This is a genomic window from Arthrobacter sp. B2a2-09 (genome assembly GCF_027587375.1).
Taxonomy (GTDB): domain Bacteria; phylum Actinomycetota; class Actinomycetes; order Actinomycetales; family Micrococcaceae; genus Arthrobacter.
Genome location: NZ_JAMXIC010000007.1, coordinates 52189 through 71595, shown reverse-complemented (window position 1 = coordinate 71595; position 19407 = coordinate 52189). Strand labels below are relative to the sequence as shown.

The 19407-nt window shown below is 63.3% G+C and carries 16 protein-coding genes; 10 read left to right on the top strand and 6 right to left on the bottom strand.

Going from position 1 to position 19407, the window contains the following annotated elements:
- Position 1: 1 nt before the first annotated feature.
- Together NFJ07_RS10025 and NFJ07_RS10020 are read left to right on the top strand one after the other, a co-directional pair.
- A complete protein-coding gene (locus NFJ07_RS10025; protein WP_269994029.1) occupies positions 2–1003 on the top strand; it encodes an Lrp/AsnC family transcriptional regulator in 1002 nt (333 codons plus the stop codon).
- Between the two features lie 270 nt (positions 1004–1273).
- Positions 1274–4078: an aminotransferase class I/II-fold pyridoxal phosphate-dependent enzyme gene (locus tag NFJ07_RS10020; protein ID WP_269994246.1), complete on the top strand. Its 2805-nt coding sequence runs from the start codon at positions 1274–1276 to the stop codon at positions 4076–4078.
- 122 nt (positions 4079–4200) lie between these two features.
- Here NFJ07_RS10020 and NFJ07_RS10015 read toward each other — a convergent pair whose 3' ends face one another.
- The 5 genes from NFJ07_RS10015 to NFJ07_RS09995 all read right to left on the bottom strand — a co-directional run bounded on the left by NFJ07_RS10015 (position 4201) and on the right by NFJ07_RS09995 (position 9548).
- Positions 4201–4593: a DUF1304 domain-containing protein gene (locus NFJ07_RS10015; protein ID WP_269994028.1), complete on the bottom strand. Its 393-nt coding sequence runs from the start codon at positions 4591–4593 to the stop codon at positions 4201–4203.
- A gap of 61 nt (positions 4594–4654) precedes the next feature.
- A complete protein-coding gene (locus NFJ07_RS10010; protein WP_269994026.1) occupies positions 4655–5530 on the bottom strand; it encodes a class II fructose-bisphosphate aldolase in 876 nt (291 codons plus the stop codon).
- Positions 5530–6996 carry a GntP family transporter gene (locus NFJ07_RS10005; RefSeq protein ID WP_269994025.1) on the bottom strand — a complete coding sequence of 489 codons (1467 nt, stop codon included), beginning with the start codon at positions 6994–6996 and terminating at the stop codon, positions 5530–5532. Before NFJ07_RS10005 ends, NFJ07_RS10010 begins: the two co-directional genes overlap by 1 nt.
- A 107-nt stretch (positions 6997–7103) precedes the next feature.
- Complete coding sequence (locus NFJ07_RS10000; RefSeq protein ID WP_269994024.1) at positions 7104–8003, bottom strand: NAD(P)-dependent oxidoreductase; 900 nt, start codon at positions 8001–8003, stop codon at positions 7104–7106.
- Between the two features lie 27 nt (positions 8004–8030).
- On the bottom strand, positions 8031–9548 hold the full coding sequence (locus NFJ07_RS09995; protein ID WP_269994022.1) for a four-carbon acid sugar kinase family protein: 1518 nt from the start codon (positions 9546–9548) through the stop codon (positions 8031–8033).
- A 119-nt stretch (positions 9549–9667) separates the two neighbouring features.
- On the opposite strand from NFJ07_RS09995, the gene NFJ07_RS09990 reads away from it, so the two are divergent.
- Complete coding sequence (locus NFJ07_RS09990; protein ID WP_269994020.1) at positions 9668–10492, top strand: alpha/beta fold hydrolase; 825 nt, start codon at positions 9668–9670, stop codon at positions 10490–10492.
- Positions 10493–10520: 28 nt separating this feature from the next.
- Entirely contained in the window at positions 10521–11222 is a 702-nt protein-coding gene (locus NFJ07_RS09985) for a FadR/GntR family transcriptional regulator (protein WP_269994018.1), read from the top strand.
- Between the two features lie 192 nt (positions 11223–11414).
- On the opposite strand, the gene NFJ07_RS09980 is transcribed toward NFJ07_RS09985, so the two are convergent.
- Positions 11415–12299 carry a LysR family transcriptional regulator gene (locus NFJ07_RS09980; protein WP_269994016.1) on the bottom strand — a complete coding sequence of 295 codons (885 nt, stop codon included), beginning with the start codon at positions 12297–12299 and terminating at the stop codon, positions 11415–11417.
- Positions 12300–12426: 127 nt separating this feature from the next.
- Between NFJ07_RS09980 and NFJ07_RS09975 the strand changes: the two genes are divergently transcribed.
- From NFJ07_RS09975 to NFJ07_RS09950, 6 genes are read left to right on the top strand one after another with little or no spacing between them, the layout of a single operon-like run.
- On the top strand, positions 12427–13878 hold the full coding sequence (locus NFJ07_RS09975; protein ID WP_269994015.1) for an aldehyde dehydrogenase family protein: 1452 nt from the start codon (positions 12427–12429) through the stop codon (positions 13876–13878).
- 2 nt (positions 13879–13880) lie between these two features.
- The gene (locus NFJ07_RS09970; protein ID WP_269994014.1) at positions 13881–15599 is read left to right on the top strand and encodes a hypothetical protein; all 1719 of its coding nucleotides are present in this window, start codon (positions 13881–13883) and stop codon (positions 15597–15599) included.
- Positions 15596–16588: a membrane dipeptidase gene (locus NFJ07_RS09965; protein ID WP_269994013.1), complete on the top strand. Its 993-nt coding sequence runs from the start codon at positions 15596–15598 to the stop codon at positions 16586–16588. Before NFJ07_RS09970 ends, NFJ07_RS09965 begins: the two co-directional genes overlap by 4 nt.
- Complete coding sequence (locus NFJ07_RS09960; protein WP_269994012.1) at positions 16581–17324, top strand: hypothetical protein; 744 nt, start codon at positions 16581–16583, stop codon at positions 17322–17324. Before NFJ07_RS09965 ends, NFJ07_RS09960 begins: the two co-directional genes overlap by 8 nt.
- Positions 17325–17332: 8 nt before the next feature.
- Positions 17333–17698, top strand: coding sequence for a RidA family protein (locus tag NFJ07_RS09955; RefSeq protein WP_269994010.1), 366 nt, complete (start codon positions 17333–17335; stop codon positions 17696–17698).
- Between the two features lie 33 nt (positions 17699–17731).
- Positions 17732–19120: an MFS transporter gene (locus NFJ07_RS09950; RefSeq protein WP_269994008.1), complete on the top strand. Its 1389-nt coding sequence runs from the start codon at positions 17732–17734 to the stop codon at positions 19118–19120.
- The last annotated feature ends 287 nt before the right edge of the window (positions 19121–19407 follow it).

The following is a 19407-nucleotide window of genomic DNA, read 5'->3' as shown; positions in this document are numbered from 1 at the left end:
CATGATCTCCGAAACTGATCTTGAAATCGTCAATGCGCTACAGATCAATCCGCGTGCCGACTGGAGCCGCGTTGGGGACGCCCTCGGGCTGTCCGGGCCTACCGTCGCGCGCCGCTGGAACTCCCTTGCTGAGCAGGGACTAGCGTGGATCACTCCGGCCCCGGGTCCGCGCTATTTGAGTGCGGGCTGGTCGGCGTTCATCAGCCTTTCTTCACTTCCGAGCGAGAATGAAGCCCTGGTCCAAAAGCTGTGCGCGGAGCCGGCATTCGGCACCGTTTCGCTGGTGTCTGGCTCGCACGATCTCTTCGTGGACTGTTTCGCCTCAAGCCACGAAGAGCTCATGGACATCGTCACCGGCTCATTCGCGGGGCTGCCGGGAGTGACCCACCGCGAGGTCGTTTTCGTCACCAAGCTGTACCGGCAGGCTTCCGACTGGCGCAGCGGCACCCTCGAACCGGCGCGGGCCCGGCTCATGTCGGCAGGACCCCTGCCCGCCCCGGCCGCCTACGCCCCCGACCGGCTGGATGCGTCCCTCTTGGAGGAACTGGCCCGGGACGGGCGGGCCAGTTGGGCGGAACTGGGAGCCGCCTGCCGCGTCTCTCCCCAAACGGCACGACGGCGGGTGGAGCGGTTCCTCGCGTCCGGCTACATGACGCTGAGGTGCGATACGTCCGTTTCCGCCCAACAAGGACTAAGGGAAGTTGGCCTGATCCTCAACGTGCCCGCCCACCATGTTGACGCCGTCGGGCGCTACTTCGCTGCCCTGCCGAATTGCAGGCTCAGCGCCCAAGTGCTGGGTGCCCAGAATCTGCTCGTGACACTTTGGGTCCGCGACTACCTGGAGGTCCAGACCCACGAGCGCGAATTGGCGGAGCGCGCGCCCGGGAGCGCCGTGATCTCCCGGCAAGCCGTGGTCCGAAACTACAAACGCCTCGGCCACGTGTTGGACGAGTCCGGACGTAGCCTGAGCGTCGTCCCGCTGCCGCTGTGGCGTGAAAGGTAGCTCCAACGCTCGCTCACCTGTGACGCCAAATCCTCCAACGCTCGCTCAGCTATGGCGCCAATTTCCCCGACGCTCGCTCACATCTGGAAACCCAGACGGCAACCCGAACAATTGCCGTACGCCGCGACGCGACGCGGCGTTTAGTAGAGAGTGCTATCAATCCATGACAAAGGAGTCATCGTGGCACGCGCCGATTTCGCGACAGTGCAGTCAGCCTCATTCCCTCTCACTCCAGCCGCCCTTGCCGGCGGCGAATCGCTTGGGCTCGGTTTGGCGGCGAGGCCAAACGCCGACGACGATTCAGAGGCCGGTGGCGAGGTCCCCAGCAGCGCCTGGCGGGTGCGCGCCGATGCCTGGGAGTTCCTTGGCTACGCCGTCAAACAGCTCTCTGCCGGCGCCCGGCCCCTCGCAGGTGTCCGCCCGCCGCGGGAACTGCCGCGTGATGTCCGAAGGTTGTTGCCACTGCTGGAATCCCTTGAAATGTATTGGGCGTCTCCGGGCCAGCAATATGTCACGGAATTGCGGAGAATCCTGGAAGCCGGGGAGTACCTTGAGGCGCTAAGCCTCATCGAACCGGTCGCGCGACGCGTTGCTGGCCACAACCAACACGCCCAGGAACCCTCACCGGAGACCGAACGCGAAGCGGACCGGGTAGAAGAGCCCGCCGAATCGCGCAAGCGGTTCGAAGTCCTCGTGATCGATGACGTCTCCGGCGCCGACCGTGAAGCCCTTCAAGCAGAATTACTCAGCCAGCGCCGCCCCGCCGACGCCTTCAATTACGAGCTCGTGTTCGTGCCGAGCTTCGAGGACGCCATCGTGGCTATCCTGCTCAACCCCGACATCCAGGCGTGTGTGTTGCGGCCGGGATTCGTCCCCAACAGCAGGCAGCGCTTGAGCCGGGATCTGCGCAGCTTCCTGGGCAGGTTCTTGGGGAAGTCGCTCCCCGAGCGCCCCTTGGACCGCATCTTGAGCTTGGCTGAGAAGCTGGGCCAACTTCGCCCCGAGCTTGATCTCTACCTTGTGGCGGGAGTGGGGATCGAAGAACTCGCCGGTTCCTTGACCCGCCAATTCCGCCGGATTTTCCGCCGCCAGGATGGCCTGGAGCTCCATTTGTCCTTGCTGGCCGGCATCGCGGAACGATATGAGGCACCGTTCTTCCACGCGGTCCAGCAATACAGCCGCAAACCCGCCGGCGTTTTCCATGCCCTGCCGGTGTCCAGGGGTGGATCAGTCATCCATTCCAAGTGGATCAACGATCTGGGCGACTTCTATGGCCTCAACCTGCTCCTTGCCGAAACCTCGGCCACGTCCGGCGGGCTCGATTCCCTGCTGGATCCGCATGGCTCCCTCAAACAGGCCCAAAAGCTGGCGGCCCGGGCATTTGGCGCCCAGAAATCGCTCTTTGTCACGAACGGAACGTCAACGGCCAACAAGATCGTGCACCAATCGATCCTGGCACCCGGCGACGTTGTCCTGGTGGACCGGAACTGCCACAAATCGCACCACTACGCCCTCATGCTGGCCGGCGCGCAAGTCTCATATTTGGACGCTTACCCCCTAAACGAATTCTCGTTCTATGGCGCTGTTCCCTTGGAAAGCATCAAAAGGATGCTCCTGGATTACCGCCGGGCAGGCAGGCTCCACGAGGTCAAGATGCTTGCCCTCACCAACTGCACGTTCGACGGCATCGTGTACGACGTCGAACGAGTGATGGAGGAGTGCCTCGCCATCAAACCGGACCTGGTGTTCCTGTGGGATGAGGCTTGGTTCGCGTTCGCGGGCTTCCACCACATCTACCGCCGTCGCACTGCCATGGCTTCGGCCCGGTCACTCGAAAAATCATTCGCGGATCCGGCCTACGCCCGGCGCCACGCCGAGCAGTTGCGCGCGCTTGGTGCGGCGGGCGGGGCGGCAGCCGGTTGCGGCGGCGAGCCCGACGGCGGCGGCCCGGGTTCCGGCGTCGGGCCCGTGAGCGATGAGCTTCTTCTGAAGACGCGGCTCCTGCCCGACCCGGCGAAGGCGCGTCTGAGGGTCTACTCAACGCAGTCGACACACAAGACCCTGACTTCGCTCCGGCAGGGGTCCATGATCCACATCCATGACCAGGACTTCGGTCAGTTGAACGAGGAGAGCTTCCGGGAGGCGTACATGACGCACACCTCCACCTCGCCCAACTACCAGATCCTGGCTTCCCTGGACATGGGACGGAGGCAGGTCGAGTTCGAAGGCTACGAGCTCGTGCAACGGCAGGCAGATCTCGCCGTCAGCATCGCCCAGGCCGTGGCGAGGCATCCCTTGCTGAAGAAGTACTTCCGCGTCCTCGGCACCAAGGACCTCATACCTGCGCAGTACCGCGAAACCAGCCGGCAAATGCCGCTCCGGGACGGGCTGGCGGCCATGTCGGAGGCCTGGGAGCGGGACGAATTCGTTGTTGATCCGAGCCGTTTGACCCTGCACATCGGCCTCACCGGCGTGGACGGCGATACCTTCAAGCACGACTACCTGATGGACAAGTACGGGATCCAGGTCAACAAAACATCAAGGAACAGCGTTCTCTTCATGACCAACATCGGCACCTCGCGGAGTGCCGTTGCCTACCTCGTCGAGGTCCTGGTCAAGCTGGCCGAGACCTTCGAAGACGAGCAATCCGGCCTAAGCGGCTTGGGCCAGCGGGCCCGCCGTGCCCGTGTCGCAGCGCTGACCAGCACGCCGCCACCCTTGCCGGACTTCAGCCGCTTCGCCGAACGATTCCGGGTGGATGGGCAGACGCCGGACGGCAACATGCGCGCGGCGTACTTCGAGAGCTACAAGCCCGGCTCCTGCGAATATTTCAGTGCGGCCGACCTTGCGCGAAGGGTCGCCGCGGGAGAGGAAATGGTGTCTGCTTCCTTCGTCACCCCCTACCCGCCCGGATTCCCTGTCTTGGTTCCCGGGCAGGTGATCACGGAGGAGATCCTGGCCTTCATGTCGGCGCTGGATACGCGGGAGATCCACGGATTCAATGCCGAGCTAGGGTTCAGGGTGCTGACGGGCAAGCCCTCGGGTGAGCTAGCGTCACCCCAAAAGCCCGCATAAGTGAGCGAGCGACGGGCTTGGAGGGCACATACGTGAGCGAGCGTTTGCCTCGTCTGACGCTCGCTCACATATGACGCCCTTTTGATCAACGCTCGCTCACAAGAAGTGAGCGAGGGTTCCGCTTAGCCGAGCGCTACAGCCAGGATTCCGAGCACGACGGCGAGTAGCGGCGTCGTGCCCTGAAGAACCGCGGGGCGGAGGTACTTTTTGCCGCTCAAGGCAAGCACGATTGCCGCCAGCAGCATGGAGCCGCACGAACTGAAGACGAGGGTCCAGCCCACCTGCGGATGACCAAGCGCGACGACGACAATCCCGGCGAGCGCCCCGATGGCGAGGAAGAGGTTGTAGAAACCCTGGTTGTACGCGAGGGGCTTGGTGGTTTCGGCGTCGGACTGGGAAGCTACGCTGAAGCGCTTCCACGTGGCCGGCCGGGTCCAGGTGATGGACTCCATGCTGAAGATGTAGACGTGCAACAAGCCGGCAATGAGGGCGAAAATCAGGGAGGCTACGATCATGTGCTGATCGTAGCCTCCCTGCAAGCTTGGAGCTGCCTGCAGGCCGCCCCGCGAGCCGCGCCTAGCGGCTGAGCATGTCCAGCGTTGCTCCGGCGAACGTCGAGGCAGAGGAGTTCCAGCGGCCCAGCAGGCCCTGGAGGTTCTCGCCGTCGGCCCGGTGCGCGGTGGTCTCGGCCTCGAGGGTGGCGAGGATGGTACTGCGGAGCTCGGTGTTGAAGTTCACCTTGCCCACGCGCATGGACGTGGCTTTGACCAGGTCCGCAGCCGGGATGCCCGACGCGCCGTGGAGCACGAGGGGAAGCTCCGTGCGCGAGGCAATGTCCTGCAGCACGTCCCAGTGCAGCTTGGGCTCGCCGGTGTAACGGCCGTGCGCATTTCCCACGGCCACCGCCAGGAGTTGGGCGCCGGTGCGGGAAACGAAATCCTGCACCTGCCCGGGGTCGGTCAGGCCTGCGGGATGGACACCCGCCGGATGAGCGTGAACATCAGCACCGAAGGCCTTGTCCTCGTCGCCGGCCAGCCCGCCGAGCTCCGCTTCAATGAAGACGTCGGAGGCGCCTTGGGCGTCCAGCGCGGCACGGACTTCGCGGACCAGGGCGATGTTCTCCTCGAACGGGAGGGACGAACCGTCGGCGAGGACAGCGTCGGCACCGGCCGCCACCGAATCACGGATGACGTCCAGGTCCGAGGCATGGTCCAGCTGCACCGAGACCGGCACACCGGCGTCGTCGGCCAGGGCGCGCAGTGCCGTGATCAAACGCGGACCAGCGGGAGCAGCGGCCGTTTTCGGTGCCACCAGCAGGATGACCCCGTGGCCGGACTCCTCGGCTGCAGCCACCACGGCGAGTGCAGTGGTGAAGTCGTAGCAGGTGAAGGCCGGGACCGCTGCCCGTCGCTCCAGTGCGGAGCCTACAAGATCGTCAAGGCGTACACGCATCAGTGGGCCAGGCCTCCCACCAGGATCCAGGCGACATAGCTGAGCAGGAAGCCGGCAACGCCCAGGATGGTCGTGAGCACGGTCCAGGTCTTGAGCCCGTCGGATACTGTGAGGCCGTAGTAGCGCACCACCACCCAGAAGCCGGCGTCGGTCACGTGGGACAGACCCAGGCCGCCGAAGCCGATCGCGATCACAATCACGGCGATCTGCGCCGGCGTGTAGCCGCCTTGCGCCACGGCAGCGGAGAGGAGGCCGGTGGTGGTGACGATGGCAACCGTGGCCGAACCCTGCGCGGCACGCAATGCCAGGGAGATGATGAAGCCGAGCAGGATGATCGGCACGCCCAGGGAGTCCAGCGTCTGGGACAGCGCCGCGCCGATGCCGGAGACCTGCAGGACGCCGCCGAACACGCCGCCGGCTGCCACAACCATGAGGATCGATGCGATGGGAGGCAGTGCGCCTTCGAAGATCGCGCCGGTGTCCTTGAGGGACCAACCGCGGCGGACGGCCAGCAGGAAGAAGGCGAGGGCAACGGCGACCAGCAGGGCGAAGAAGGGATTGCCCCCGAAAGAAGCGACGCCGTACCAGTAGTCCTTCTTGTTGATCAGGAGGGTGCCGGCTGTGCCGAGCAGGATCTGGACGATCGGGGCGGCGATGAGGAACATGATCAGGCCCGGACGCGGCGGGGCGACTGCGCTGGCACCCGGACCGTCGTGGCCGACGCGCACCAGGGAATCGGAGCCGAATTCTTCAATCTGGTCACGGACGCCGGGAAGCAGTTCGTAGTCCTTGCGGTTCATGATGCTGGCAACCCAGTAGGACAGGAAACCCAGCGGCACGCAGATGATCAGCGAAATCATCGCGATAAGTCCAATGTCGGCACCCATGACACCTGCCCCGGCAACAATGCCCGGGTGGGGAGGAACCGCGACGTGGATGGAGAGCATGATGCCAGCCATGGGAAGGCCGAACTTGATGGGGTGAAGCTTGGCGATCTTCGCGAAGGCATAGACGATCGGCACCAGGACAATGACGCCCACTTCGAAGAACACCGGAATGGCAACGAGGAAGCCGACGGCAGTGAGTGCCAGAGCGACGCGCTTGGCGCCGAGTTTCGCGGTGAAGTGGTTGGCCAGCGACTGCACGCCGCCGGACACCTCGATCATGCGGCCCAAGACGGCGCCGAGGGCAATCAGCAGTGCGACCTTGCCCATGGTTCCGCCCACGCCGTTGGCCACAACGGTGAAGACGTCCGCCAAAGGGATCTGCGCGGCAACGGCCACCAGGATGCTCACGGCCAGCAATGCCACGAAAGCCTGGATCTTGAAGCGGATGATCATCAACAGCAACAGTGCGACGCCCGCAACGGCGATGGTCAGCAGCAGCGGGGTCCCAAGGTCTACGGCCGGCTTGATGGCAGGGGCATCAGCCGCCCGGACCGCCAAGGAATTGATGAGGGGATTCATCGGGGTTGTCTCCTTTGACAGAGCCGGCCTGGACTCGAGGCCGGCGAGAGGGGCGACGACGGCGGAAGGGGGACCGCCGTCGTCGCACGTTTCTTTGGGGTGCTTTGTTAGACAGTGCGCTTGACGGGCGCGACGACTTTGATGACGGCGGAATCGTCGGATGCGGCGAGGCCTTGGGCCTGGCCGAGGAGGTAAAGCTGTTCGGCAGCGGCGGCGACCGGAGCGGCCAGGCCGACGGCGCGCGTGGCCTTGCCGACGATGCCCATGTCCTTGACGAAGATGTCCAAACGGCTGAGGACCTCGGCGCCATCCTCGGTGTAGGCCTCGAGGATGCGGGGGCCGCGGTTGGACAGCATGAACGAGCCGGCGGCACCTGCTTCCAGGGCTGCGAGGGTCTTCGCCTGGTCCAATCCGAGCGCGTCCGCGAGTGCCATGGCCTCAGCGGCAGCGGCGATGTGCACGCCGCACAAGAGCTGGTTGACGGTCTTGAGGGCCTGGCCGTCGCCGGGCTTGTCGCCCACGATGCTCAGTGTGGATGCGAGCAGTTCAAGCGCGGGTCGGGCCTTTTCCTGGGCGGCCGGCGTCGCGCCCACCACGATCAGGAGATCGCCTTCGCCGGCACGCTTGGGGCCGCCGGAAAGGGGTGCGTCTACGAGCTCGACGCCGAACTCGGCCAGGCGGGCAACCGTGGCCGGAATCGCTTCGGTCCCGACAGTGCTCCCGAGGATCACGACGGCGCCCGGCTTGAGTACGGGGGCGACGCCGTTCTCGCCGAAGAGGACGTCGTCGAGCTGTTCGCCGTTGCGGACGGCAAGGAGCAGGGCGTCGGCGCCTTCCGAGGCTTCACGGGCCGAAGCGAAGGTGCGGATCCCGGCGTCGGCGGCGAGCTTCAGGCGCGGCTCGGCGATGTCGAAGCCGTGGACGGTGAGCTGGGTCGCCAGGCGGGTAGCCATCGGCAGACCCATGGCGCCCAGGCCGAGGACGGCGACGGTGTAATTGCTGGTCATGGTGTTCTCCATTGAATGCTGGGGTGGCTAAAAGGTGTTGCTGAGCTTGCGCGTGACTTGCGCCAGGGATTCGTCGTCGCCCACGTTGCCGGCGAAGACGATGTACGGGATGCCCTTCGCGGGTCCGTCCACCGGCTCCCACAGGGAGACGATGCCGGGCAGCATCGGGCCGCGGACAATCGCGTGGCGGATTTCCAAGCCGTGTGCCGCCACGTCCGAGGACGTGATGCCGCCCTTCGCGATGACGAAGCGCGGCGGGAAGGTCTTGAGCGTCCGGTTCACGATCGCCACGACGGCGGCAGAGACGGTGCGGGCAATCTTCAGGCTCGCTGCGGCGTCGTCCGTCTTGATGAGCAGTCGGCTCGTGTGGACGATGACGTCGCCGTTGTGGAGCGCGTCGACGACGGCGGCGACCGTTTCGTCGAGGTAGGCTTCCGCGCCGCTAACGAGCAGTTTCTCGACGTCGATCTCGATGATGCGGGCGGCGCTGTGTTGCGCCGTCAGGGTGTTGAGCTGGCGCGTGGTGAGGCCGACATGCGAGCCAACAACGATCAAGCCACCGGCTGTGGAGGGAGTGTTGCCTTCGTAGGCTTCCTCGCCGCTGAGTGCCTCGCGGATTTCCTGGCCGATGCGGCCGCGGACAAAGGGCGGGCCCACGCGGTAGAGCAGCTTCTTGCCGCGGCGTTCGGCTTCTTCCAGTCCAAGGGCCAGTGCGCGGAAATCATTCTCGGTGACGATGTCCACGACGATGGGCGTGGACATCGCGGCCGGTTCGATCGCGTCGGCAATGGCCTTGGCGGAAAGCTCGGGATCCCCGGCGGATCCGTTCCCGGCAGCCGCGCCGGCGCGGATGATGTTCAGGTCGAGGACGATCACATCGCTGGCCGGGAAGCGGCCCTGCGACTTCTCCTCCACATATTTGGCCAGCTCGGAGTTGGCGAATCCGAAGCTCGCATCCTTGGCGAACTCGGTCTCGGCAACCGGCGTGAGCTTGCCGGCGTCGTGCCCGGTACCGCGCATGTAGTGCACGCCGCCAATGGTGACGCGACCGGCGTCGGGGAAGGCAGGAACCATCACGACGCCGTCGGTGGCCTCGCCTGACACCTCAGCGATCGTGGCTGCAATGACGTCCGGTTCCAGCGGGTAGTGGCCGCGGAGGGTGGAGTCGGAGCGGCTGACGAACCCCAGGCGCAGCTTGGAGCCGGCAGAGTCTTCGCCCGCTGCCGCCAGGGCGTTGCGCACGATTTCCTCGTTGCGGCCAGCGGCTTCAACCGGGTCAAGGCTGCGCGTGTTGGTCAGCACGTAGACCGCGGGCTGGGACTGGCTTTCCACGATGTGGGCGAAGGCCCACGTGAAATCGGCGACCTCCCAGCGGGTGAGTACCGGCAGGTTGGCGACTGATTGGGTACCCGTGGGGTCGTCGTCCAGGACTACCAGGACGCGGGGTGAGGCTGCGGAAGACGCTGCTACGGCGTCGGCAACCAACTGAGCGGGGATCTGGACTTCAGCCGGAAAGACGGCCAGAACATCGGCTTCAAGGGTCACTGTGCACTCCATCGTGGTTTTGAAAGTAAATGTAAGATGTCAGACATCTAATATTTGAATGCCAGTGTGACACACCCGCTTTCGGCTGTGCAAGTGTCAGTCGTCACTATGCTTGGCGCATGCTTGAAGAGCCTCCCGCCGTCGCGGCACTACACGTGGACATCCGCCTTCCAGCGACTGCCGCCATGACGACGCCGGGACAACCGTCCCAGCCTCCCGTCCTGTTGCTGCACGGCTGGGCCTCGACGTCGGCTTATTGGGAGCCACTCGCCACCGAGCTGCTCGACGCCGGGCGAACCGTCTGGATCGTCGATTTGCCTGGGTATCACCGCGCGGACGTATTGCCTCCGGGCTTCCAGTGGACCTTGGAATCAGCGGCCGCTTCCGTGGCTGCCATCGCGGCCCGGAACGCATCGCCGGTCCACATTGCAGGGCACTCAATGGGCGGCAGCGTCGCACTGACACTGGCGGCCGCGTATCCGGAGTTGGTGGCGAGCGTGGCCCTGATCGGCATGGTTCCGGCTCCGCCGAACGAAGGCTTCAAATCGATGCTCGAATCCCAACTTCGGCAAGGTTTCATTGACGAAGCGACGCGCGCCAACTGCATGAAGGCCTGGTTTGGCGCGTTGACTGTGGAAGACGAACGGCTCCTGAGCCAGGGCTTTGAACTGCCCTTTGGAGTCCTGGGCCCCAGCGGCCTCGCGGCGATGGCCGGAGTGGATGCGGATGACCCCGAAAGGGTGGCGGCACCGACGCTGGTGATTGCCGGCGTCGGGGACCGCTTACGCTCGCTGGACCAGGCGGAAGCCTTCGTGGCAGCCAGCCCTTTGCGGAGGCTCGTGGCAATCCCCCACGCCGGGCACAGCGTGCACTGGGAGCAGCCGCATGCTTGCGCCTTGGCGCTTGGCGCGTTTTGGAACGAATGCCGGCAAGCGCCAGCGTAAGATGTCAGACATCTAGGAACGGAGCACCATGGCACGCAAGTCGCTGGTCGGCATCGTCGCTGACGAGCTGCTGGACCGCATCGTGGCGGGAGAATTTCCGCCGGGCACAGTGGTTCCCGGCGAACTCGAGCTGAGCGCCAAGCATGAAGTCAGCCGCATGACTGTCCGCGAGGCCATGAAGACCCTCGAGGCCCAGCGAATCCTCAGCGTGGAGCGTGGCCGGGGGACCTTCGTCAATCCGCTGAACCGCTGGGCTTCCCTCGAAGCGGTGTTGCGCGCGGCATCAGAAGGAAAGAACGACGCCGCAGCGGCCGTCCAGCTCATCGAGCTGCGCCGCATGCTCGAGACCGGCGCCTGCGAACTCGCCGCGTCACGGGTCTCCCCCGAAGAAATCGAGCAGCTGCAGGTTCACGTGTCCGCCATGCAGAAAGCCCACGATTCCAACGATCTGAGCGCATTCGTCGAGGCGGACCTCGGGTTCCACGACGTCATACTGCACGCCTCCGGCAACGTCTTCGTGGCCGTGCTCTTCGAACCCCTGCAGCGCGTCCTGGAAACCCGGCGCACCCAGACCTCGCAAATCCCCGATATCCAGCGGCACGCGATCGGACATCACCGGGCCATCCTGAAAGCCCTCGAAGCCGGGGACTCCCCCCGCGCCCGCGAGGCGATGGACGCGCACATGCAACAGACCCTCGACGATCTCCGGACGTACGTCCTGGAGGCCTAGCTCTCCGACCTGCTCCCCGACGCTCGCTCACATATACCGGCGGTTTCCCCAACGCTCGCTCACATATACCGGCCGATCCCCCGACCCTCGCTCACATCATCTGAGCGAGCGTTCCGCCGTTTGGTCTCATATGTGAGCGCGCGTCGACCGGGGGGTGTCGACTGAGGGTAGCGGCTTCAATCCAAAAGTCACTCAGATCAGCGCGTCGAGGCAAGCGGTCCTGAGTTTGCTCACAAGTAGCGACTCCGACATGTCCGAGCTGCAGATCAAACTAACCTTCGAGATGGCGTTCGAGTCCTCGATGTCCAGGTAGGTCAGGCCCGGAATGGCAAATGCCCTGAGGGATTCGGGAACAACCGCGACGCCGAGTCGGGCGGCCACAAGACCCAGGATTGTGGGGAACTGAACAGCCTCCTGGGCGATGTCGAAGTCGACGTCTGCGGCATGGAGCAGCGCGGCTATGTGGTCAAATAGCCGGGAGATGCGGCTTCTCGGGAATGCGATGAACTTCTCGCCGGCCAATTCTCCCAACCTCACCGAGACGCGGCCGGACAGCCAGTGGTCCGCTGCCACTGCGACCACCAGCGATTCATTCTGCAGAAGGGTCTGGGAGATGCTCGGGTCAGCCCTGACTTCCCTCACGATTCCGGCGTCCAGGTTTCCCGCGGCGATGAGGTCGATTTGTTCATCGGTGGTTAGTTCCCTGAGATCAAGCTCGATACCCGGCCACTCGGATCGCAGATATCTAACGACAGGTGGGATCGCCGAAATTGCGGCCGAAGAGACGAAGCCGAGCCGGAGGCGCCCAATTTCCCCGTTTCGTGCCTGACGCAGTGCTGCTGCCATTGCCGCGTATTGGGTCAGGACTTTCCGGGCGTGCTTCAACAGCAATTCACCGTCAGCGGTGAGTTGGACATTGCGCGAGTTGCGCACGAAGAGCTGCACTTTGCACTCTTCTTCAAGCTTTCGGATCTGCTGACTGAGGGGCGGCTGCGCCATATGCAGCCGTTCGGCAGCGCGATTGAAATGCAATTCCTCGGCCACTGCGACGAACAGCTCAAGGCGTCGAAGGTTCATGGAATAAGACTAAACAGATATTGATCCTCGTCAAATAGATACTTCAGTGGCCGGGCTGCGAGGTCTACCGTTGATCGTGAGCACAGTCACACATCAACAAACAGCAAGAGGTTAGAGAATGCCCGTAATGACCGAGCCGGCCAGTAGCTTCATCAACGGCGCCTGGGTACAAGGCGCCGGGGCCATCACCTACCGTTTCAACCCGGCAGCACCGAGCGAAGCGGTTACCGCATACCGTCAATCGGGTTCCGAGGAGTTGGCAAAGGCGATGCAGGCCGCAGCTGCGGCTGCGCCGGCCTGGGACCGGCTCGGAATTCTGGCCAGGGGTCGCATCCTGTCAACCGCGGCGCGGCAGATCCGCGAACGGGCCGAAGAGATCGCTAGGACGATGACGGCAGAGCACGGAAAGACACTGGCAGAATCGCGGATGGAGATCGACGCCTCCGCTGACACCTTTGACTACCACGCCGGCTCTGCTCGAAACCCCGTCGGCACTGAATACCCTTCCAGTCACCTTGACGAGCGCATCGTTACAGTCCGTAGGCCTTTGGGCATCGTCGGCGTGATCACGCCATGGAATTTCCCCTTGCAGATCCCGGCCTGGAAAATCGCTCCAGCCTTGCTGCATGGGAACACGGTGGTTTGGAAGTCTGCAAGCAACACCCCCGGCGTCTCAGTCCTCCTGATGGACATCCTTGCGAATGCAGGAGTTCCCGCGGGCGTCGCCAACCTACTCCTTGGGCCCGGTTCGCTCGGTTCTGAACTGGTGTCCCATCCGAAGATCGCCGGGGTGACATTCACGGGGTCCGTTCCCGTGGGCCACCAAATCCGCTCTATCGTCTGTGGTCGCGGCGCGAAACTTCAAATGGAACTCGGTGGACACAATGCGACACTCGTGCTCCCTGACGCCGACCCGGAGCTGGCCGCCAGCAGTGCGGTCAACGCGGCCATGGGGTCCACCGGCCAGAAATGCACAGCAACCCGCCGGATTATTCTCGTCGGTGACGGTCATGAGGAATTCCTCAAAAAGCTGACGGAGAAGGTCGCCGCCCTGGCTGTGGGCCCTGGTACGGATCCGTCGGTACAGATCGGCCCGGTCGTTTCGCCTTCGGCACGGGACGAGATCACATCCGCGATCAGCCAAGCCCTCTCTGAAGGCGGGCAGATCATTGCCCAGGCCGCGGTTCCGGACTCGGACGGATGCTATGTTCCGCCCACTGTCCTGACCGGGCCGACGTCGTTGACTATCTGCCAAGAAGAAGTATTCGGACCCGTCGTGACGGTCCTGCGGGCTTCCACGCTGGATGATGCTATCGGGTTGGCGAACAGCACCGACTTCGGGCTGACAGCTGCGGTCTTCACAAGCGATGAGCGCGCCGCCCGGAAATGCGTCACCTATCTGGACGCCGGGCTGGTGAAGATCAATGCACCCTCCACCGGATCGGAACTGCACGCACCATTCGGCGGGATGAAAGATTCGACGTTCGCCGGGCCCCGTGAACAGAACAGCGCAGCCGCCGCAGCCTTCTTCACCCATGAAAAGACCGCCTACCTGCGCCTTGCGCCCGAAAAGGCATGATCATGACACTCCAGGACCACCGAGTCGTACCCAAGCTACGGCCCCCGCACGAGGTTCTCTCCGGCACCGACATGAACGGAGCCTGGGCCACACGTCACAGTTTCGCCCGCACCTTCCTCCGTCGCGCGGCAGCCCGGAGATGGTCCGTAGCCAGAACCCGCTTTGAATTCGACGCCGAGGGCCGCGGTACAGCGGTCTACACCGTGGATGCCGAAGGCCGGAGGTTGAGCTTCATCGCCTTTTCCCGCACTTTGGATGAAAGCGAACGCACGGACCGCGTCATCGCTGATGCCTGGGACGTCACGGCGGCCCTCATCGAAGGCGATCTCAACCCGGAACGGGAAGCGGACTTGCGGCGCAATGTCCCGATCCAGGAACGCGGCCGCGTTGACCCGGACACGATCATCCTTACCAGGGCGAATCGAAGTGCCCGCTTCTTCGACTACGTCAGCGACTGCCTGGCCGCCGGCGACCAGCCGGATGTCGATTTCATCGGGCCCAGCCCCTACTTGATTCGAAGCACCGCGTTCTACGGCAACGGAAAATTCGGCCTGAAGGAGTTCGCGGACTTCCCTGCGGACCATCCCTTGGCCGTCCCATACCGCTCCCAAATGCTCAGCGCCTGGCTGCTGCGCGAGCTCAGCATGGACATGGTGGAACACGTCGCCCGCGAAAAGGCCTTGCAACAAGGCACTACGGCCGCCTCGCTCAATGCCGAGTGGGGCAAGTACCTGGGGCTGGGCAACGCAACTGGCCTGGGCATGGTCCCTTTCGTAGTCAACCACCCCGGCTATCTGGACGCGTGGTGCCGGTTGCGGGAGGTTCCCCTCGCTGTAGGTCTCGGTCAGGACTATCGGCACGACCATCCTGACCTCTCACGCGTAGCGGAACTGCTCAGCCAGGCAGACCGCTACCTTGCAGAGAAACACGCACTCGAAACTTCCCCGTTCCTGCCAGCTGAAGCGATCAGGCCCCAACTACAACAACTCCTGACAGAGTTGCAGACCCACATGTCCCCGGGGTCCGAGCCCGCCCGAGTGCTCGATCGCCTCCACGACGTCGCGACGGCCCTCAGCCCGGAAGCTCGTGGAATCTTCGCCTCCATCGTCATTGAACTGCGCTCTGACTTTGACGACGCCGCGGAGGCCCTCCTCACGGTTCCCGACACCACCTGGTTCGACTCGGCCATGCATTGTTGGGAGCTGAAGCAGTTGCTCGACACAAACTACGGCTGGGTCCGCTCCTACGACTTCGCGGATCCGGAACGCGCAAGATACTACTGGTTCTCCTCCGAAGCCAATGAAGAACCTCGTCGGGCACTACGCACTGGTCGCCGCCCGGGCACGGTTGAACATTGCACTGACGTCGCTCGCCGTATCAGCGCCCTCATGGAAGACCTGGAAAGGTTTCCGGCGCACCACAGCATCACGGAGTTTCTCCTGGCAAACCCGGCGCACCGCTTTGCCGCAGCCCGTGTTCAGCAAACCCGGCCTTACCACTACGGAGAACTGCGGGACAACCTTATCGACGCCGAGTTTCTACCCTTGAGCACCCAACGCTTTCAATTGGCAACGTACGGGATGAACAACTTCAGCCCCCAATCCACCGACTGGCTACGCGTCACCCTGTTCAGCGGAGCTCCCCGGGCAGTAGACATAAACCGCGGGACCGACGCCGATGATTGGCTCTTCCCTGCCGCACCACAGGAGCCGGCACGATGAGTCTTCATGAGCGGCTTACCGTCGTGGACGGACTCCAGATCAGCAATTGGAATCGCTCTGTCCTGGAGGAACTACGCACTGGCGGCGTCAGCGCCGTCAACGCCACCTGCGCCGTCTGGGAAAACGCAGCCGATACCCTCCGGTCGGTCGGCCAATGGCTGGAACTCGCGAACCGCAATCAGGATCTGGTGTTCCTTGCAGCAAACGGAGAGGACATCGACAAAGCGAAGCGGCAGAACAGGATTGCCGTGTTCCTGGGATTCCAGAACACAAGCCCGTTCGAAGATGACTACCGAAACGTCGAGCTCTTCCACCGGCTCGGCATCCGGATAGCCCAGCTGACCTATAACAACCAAAACCTTCTGGGCAGCGGGTGCTTTGAATCCGACGATGCCGGCCTCACCCGGTATGGCCGCGTAGTGGTGGAGGAGATGAATCGTGTGGGAATGCTCATCGACCTTTCGCACGTCGGATACAGGACCAGTCGTGAGGCCATCGAGGCCTCATCGGTTCCGGTCTCGATCACCCATTCCAACCCTCTCTGGTTCTATGACACCCCCCGCAACAAACCCCACGAGGTCATCCAGCCCCTCGTCGAGCGGGGCGGCGTCATCGGCTGCTGCCTGTATCCGACAGTCAGCGGCGGGGAGCAGGTCACCCTCGAAAGTTTCTGCAGCATGGTCTCGCGAATGGTCGACTTGTACGGTCCCGCCAGCGTTGGCATCGGAAGTGACTGCACCAGAGGCTGGGACCAGGAGTTTGTCGGTTGGCTTCGCAACGGCCGTTGGCAGCCAACTCATCCTGAAGATGCTCCCACTTGGCCTCTATGGCCGAACTGGTTCAGCGGTCCCCTGGATTTCCCCCGCCTCACGGAGGGTTTGTCCTCGACGGGCCTGACCGACGACACCATAGGCGCTGTCATGGGCGGCAACTGGAGCCGACTCTTCACCGAAGTCATGGACACCACGAAGGAACACGCGCATGTCTGACACCATCGCCCAGACGGCACAGCAAGCCGATCCAGCGGCCCGGACGATTTCCATCCAGCCGCGCGAAATCAAGGAGGCAGCCTACCGGGCACTTTGTGCAGCCGGGGCGGACCCTGCCGAAGCCCAGGAGGGAGCCTTCGCCGTTCTCCGCGCGGAATCCGACAACCACAACGGACTCGGTCAACTCAAGGCGCTGATTGAGGCACGCTGGGAAACACCGGCCCAGCCCGCGACGGCGGTCCCCGCCTTATGGGATGGCGGAAACCTGACTGAGCTCGTCGCCACCCACCAACCCGGGCTGCGCACAGCCCTCCAGCTCATGGACTGTGCCTTTCGCTCCACCGCGGACGAAATCTCCGCGGCTCGAACCAGTAGTCCTTGCATCCCGCCCCAGCTCTGGGATGACCTGCTGATCCGGCGCTCAGCTTCGTTGCAAAGGACAATCATCCTATCGATATCCGCGGCAGGCACCGAAACGGGGGACGCCGCCCGAATCGAGTACCGGACCCTCACCAGCCAAGGCGTCATCACCAGCCAGGAGCCTCCCCACGAAGTGATCAATTCACTTCCCGACGGTTATCAGGCAGGAGAGATGACGAGCATCATCGTGCTGCCACTGGCTTCTCCCCTCGACCCCAAGATAAGTTCCATTCCCGCCAAACCCCTGAAAGTCAGTGAACAAGAATGGCAGAAGATGTACCAGTTGTCCCGGAAATTCCTCGTGCCTGACGCATGAATACCATCGTGAGAACCCAGTTCATAGACGGCAATCCCCGGCCTTACTCCGCCTCCGCAGCAATCGGCGGCCTCATCTTCATGTGCGGACAGGTGCCATCCCGCGACGACGGAACCGTCCCCTCCGACATCTCCGGCCAAGTTGTCCAGGCTTTCGACAACTTGGAAGCGGCCCTCCAACGGGCGGGGTCGAGTCTGTCCCACCTTCTCAAGCTCACCGTTTTCCTGGCCGACCTTGACGAATTTGATCAATACAATGCCGCCTACCTCACAAGGCTAAACGGCCACCCCCTGCCTCCCCGCACTACCGTCCAAGTAGCGAGGTTCAGGGGCGCGAAGCGCATCGAAATCGATGCCATCGCAACAACAGCGTGACCGTATAAACGTACGGATCTGCTGGGGTATCCAATGACGCTATCCCCTTCCCGGATCGGAACCATCATGCTCCTCCCAACTAAAACGGCCGAGGTTACCCTTGACTCGGCGCCACTCAATTCATTCCACAAACGCCTCACCCTTTTCAGTTCGGGGGGTCCGTTCCTCGACGGATATATCCTCGCCATCATCGGCATCGCTTTGGTGCAAGTCATTCCTGCCTGGCATATGAATGACTTGTGGAACGGTCTCATCGGCGCCTCCGCCCTGATCGGCGTCTTCCTCGGCGGCCTGATCTTCGGAAACCTGACCGACAAAATCGGGCGCAAGCTCATGTACACGATCGACCTCATTGCCATCATCGTGTTCTCCATTGCCCAGTTTTTCGTTCAGGAACCGTGGCAGCTGTTCGTCCTGCGGCTCATGATCGGCATAGCGGTGGGCGCTGACTATCCCATCGCAACCGCTCTGGTCGCCGAATTTGTCCCAAGGAACTGGCGTGCGCGCCTCCTCGGTGGCCTCAATGCCATGTGGTTTGTCGGGGCGACGGTAGCCGCGTTCATCGGTTACTGGCTTCTGTCCTTGGAGGATGGGTGGCGATGGATGTTGCTGTCCTCTGCCGTTCCGGCGGTGCTGATCCTCATCGCAAGGGCCACCATCCCTGAATCTCCCCATTGGCTTGTCGGCAAGGGCCGTCACGAGGAAGCCCTCGACATCCTCAAGAAGACCATCGGTGAGGGCGCGACGCTGGCCGGGATCACGGCACACGATCCGAACGCCGCCAAGCTCAGCACCGCAAAAGCCTTCCGGCTCGTACTGACCGGCGGCTATTTGAACCGAGTTATCTTTATCTCGATTTTCTGGACTTGCACCATCGTCACGCTATTCTCGATCTACGCTTTCGGTCCACAGATCCTCGCCCTGTTCAACCTCCAGTCTGGCGACGAGGCGAACATCGGCTACGGACTGATCAACCTGTTCTTCCTGGTCGGCAACGTCGTCGCCCTCTTGGTCGTGGACAAACTCGGCCGCCGGCCAGTCCTGATTTGGGGCTTTGTTCTCTCCGGCGTCGGGCTCCTTTTCCTCGCAATCTTCCCGAACGCACCGCTCGCCCTGATCGCGCTGGCCTTCGCCTTTTACGCGATCTTCAACGGCGGACCTTCAATTCTCGAATGGATCTACCCCAACGAGCTCTTCCCGACCAAAGTGCGGGCGACTGCCGTGGGCCTGTGCACGGGAACCAGCAGGGTCGGAGCCGCCATCGGCACCTTCGCTACTCCGCTAGCACTGACGCACCTCGGTCTCTCCGGGACCATGTGGATCGCGGCGGGCATCGCACTCATCGGCGCAGCAGTCAGCTACTTCATGGCTCCTGAGACCAAAGGCCAGAACCTCGAAGAAGCAGCCTCCCTTCACGTGTGATGTCCGGAGCCGGTTCCAATTGGGGACAAACTGCAGCAGGAGCAGCCAGTCCAAGAGGGACTGGCTGCTCCCACTGGTTTTCCTTTGTCCGATCTGCAGGAGCGTTCGGCCGTTTGGCCTCATATGTGAGCGAGCGTCCGGCCGTTTGACCCCATACGTGAGCGAGCGTCCGGCCGTTTGACCCCATACGTGAGCGAGCGTTCGGCCGTTTGGCCTCATATGTGAGCGAGCGTTCGGCCGTTTGGCCTCATACGTGAGCGAGCGTCCGGCCGTTTGACCCCATACGT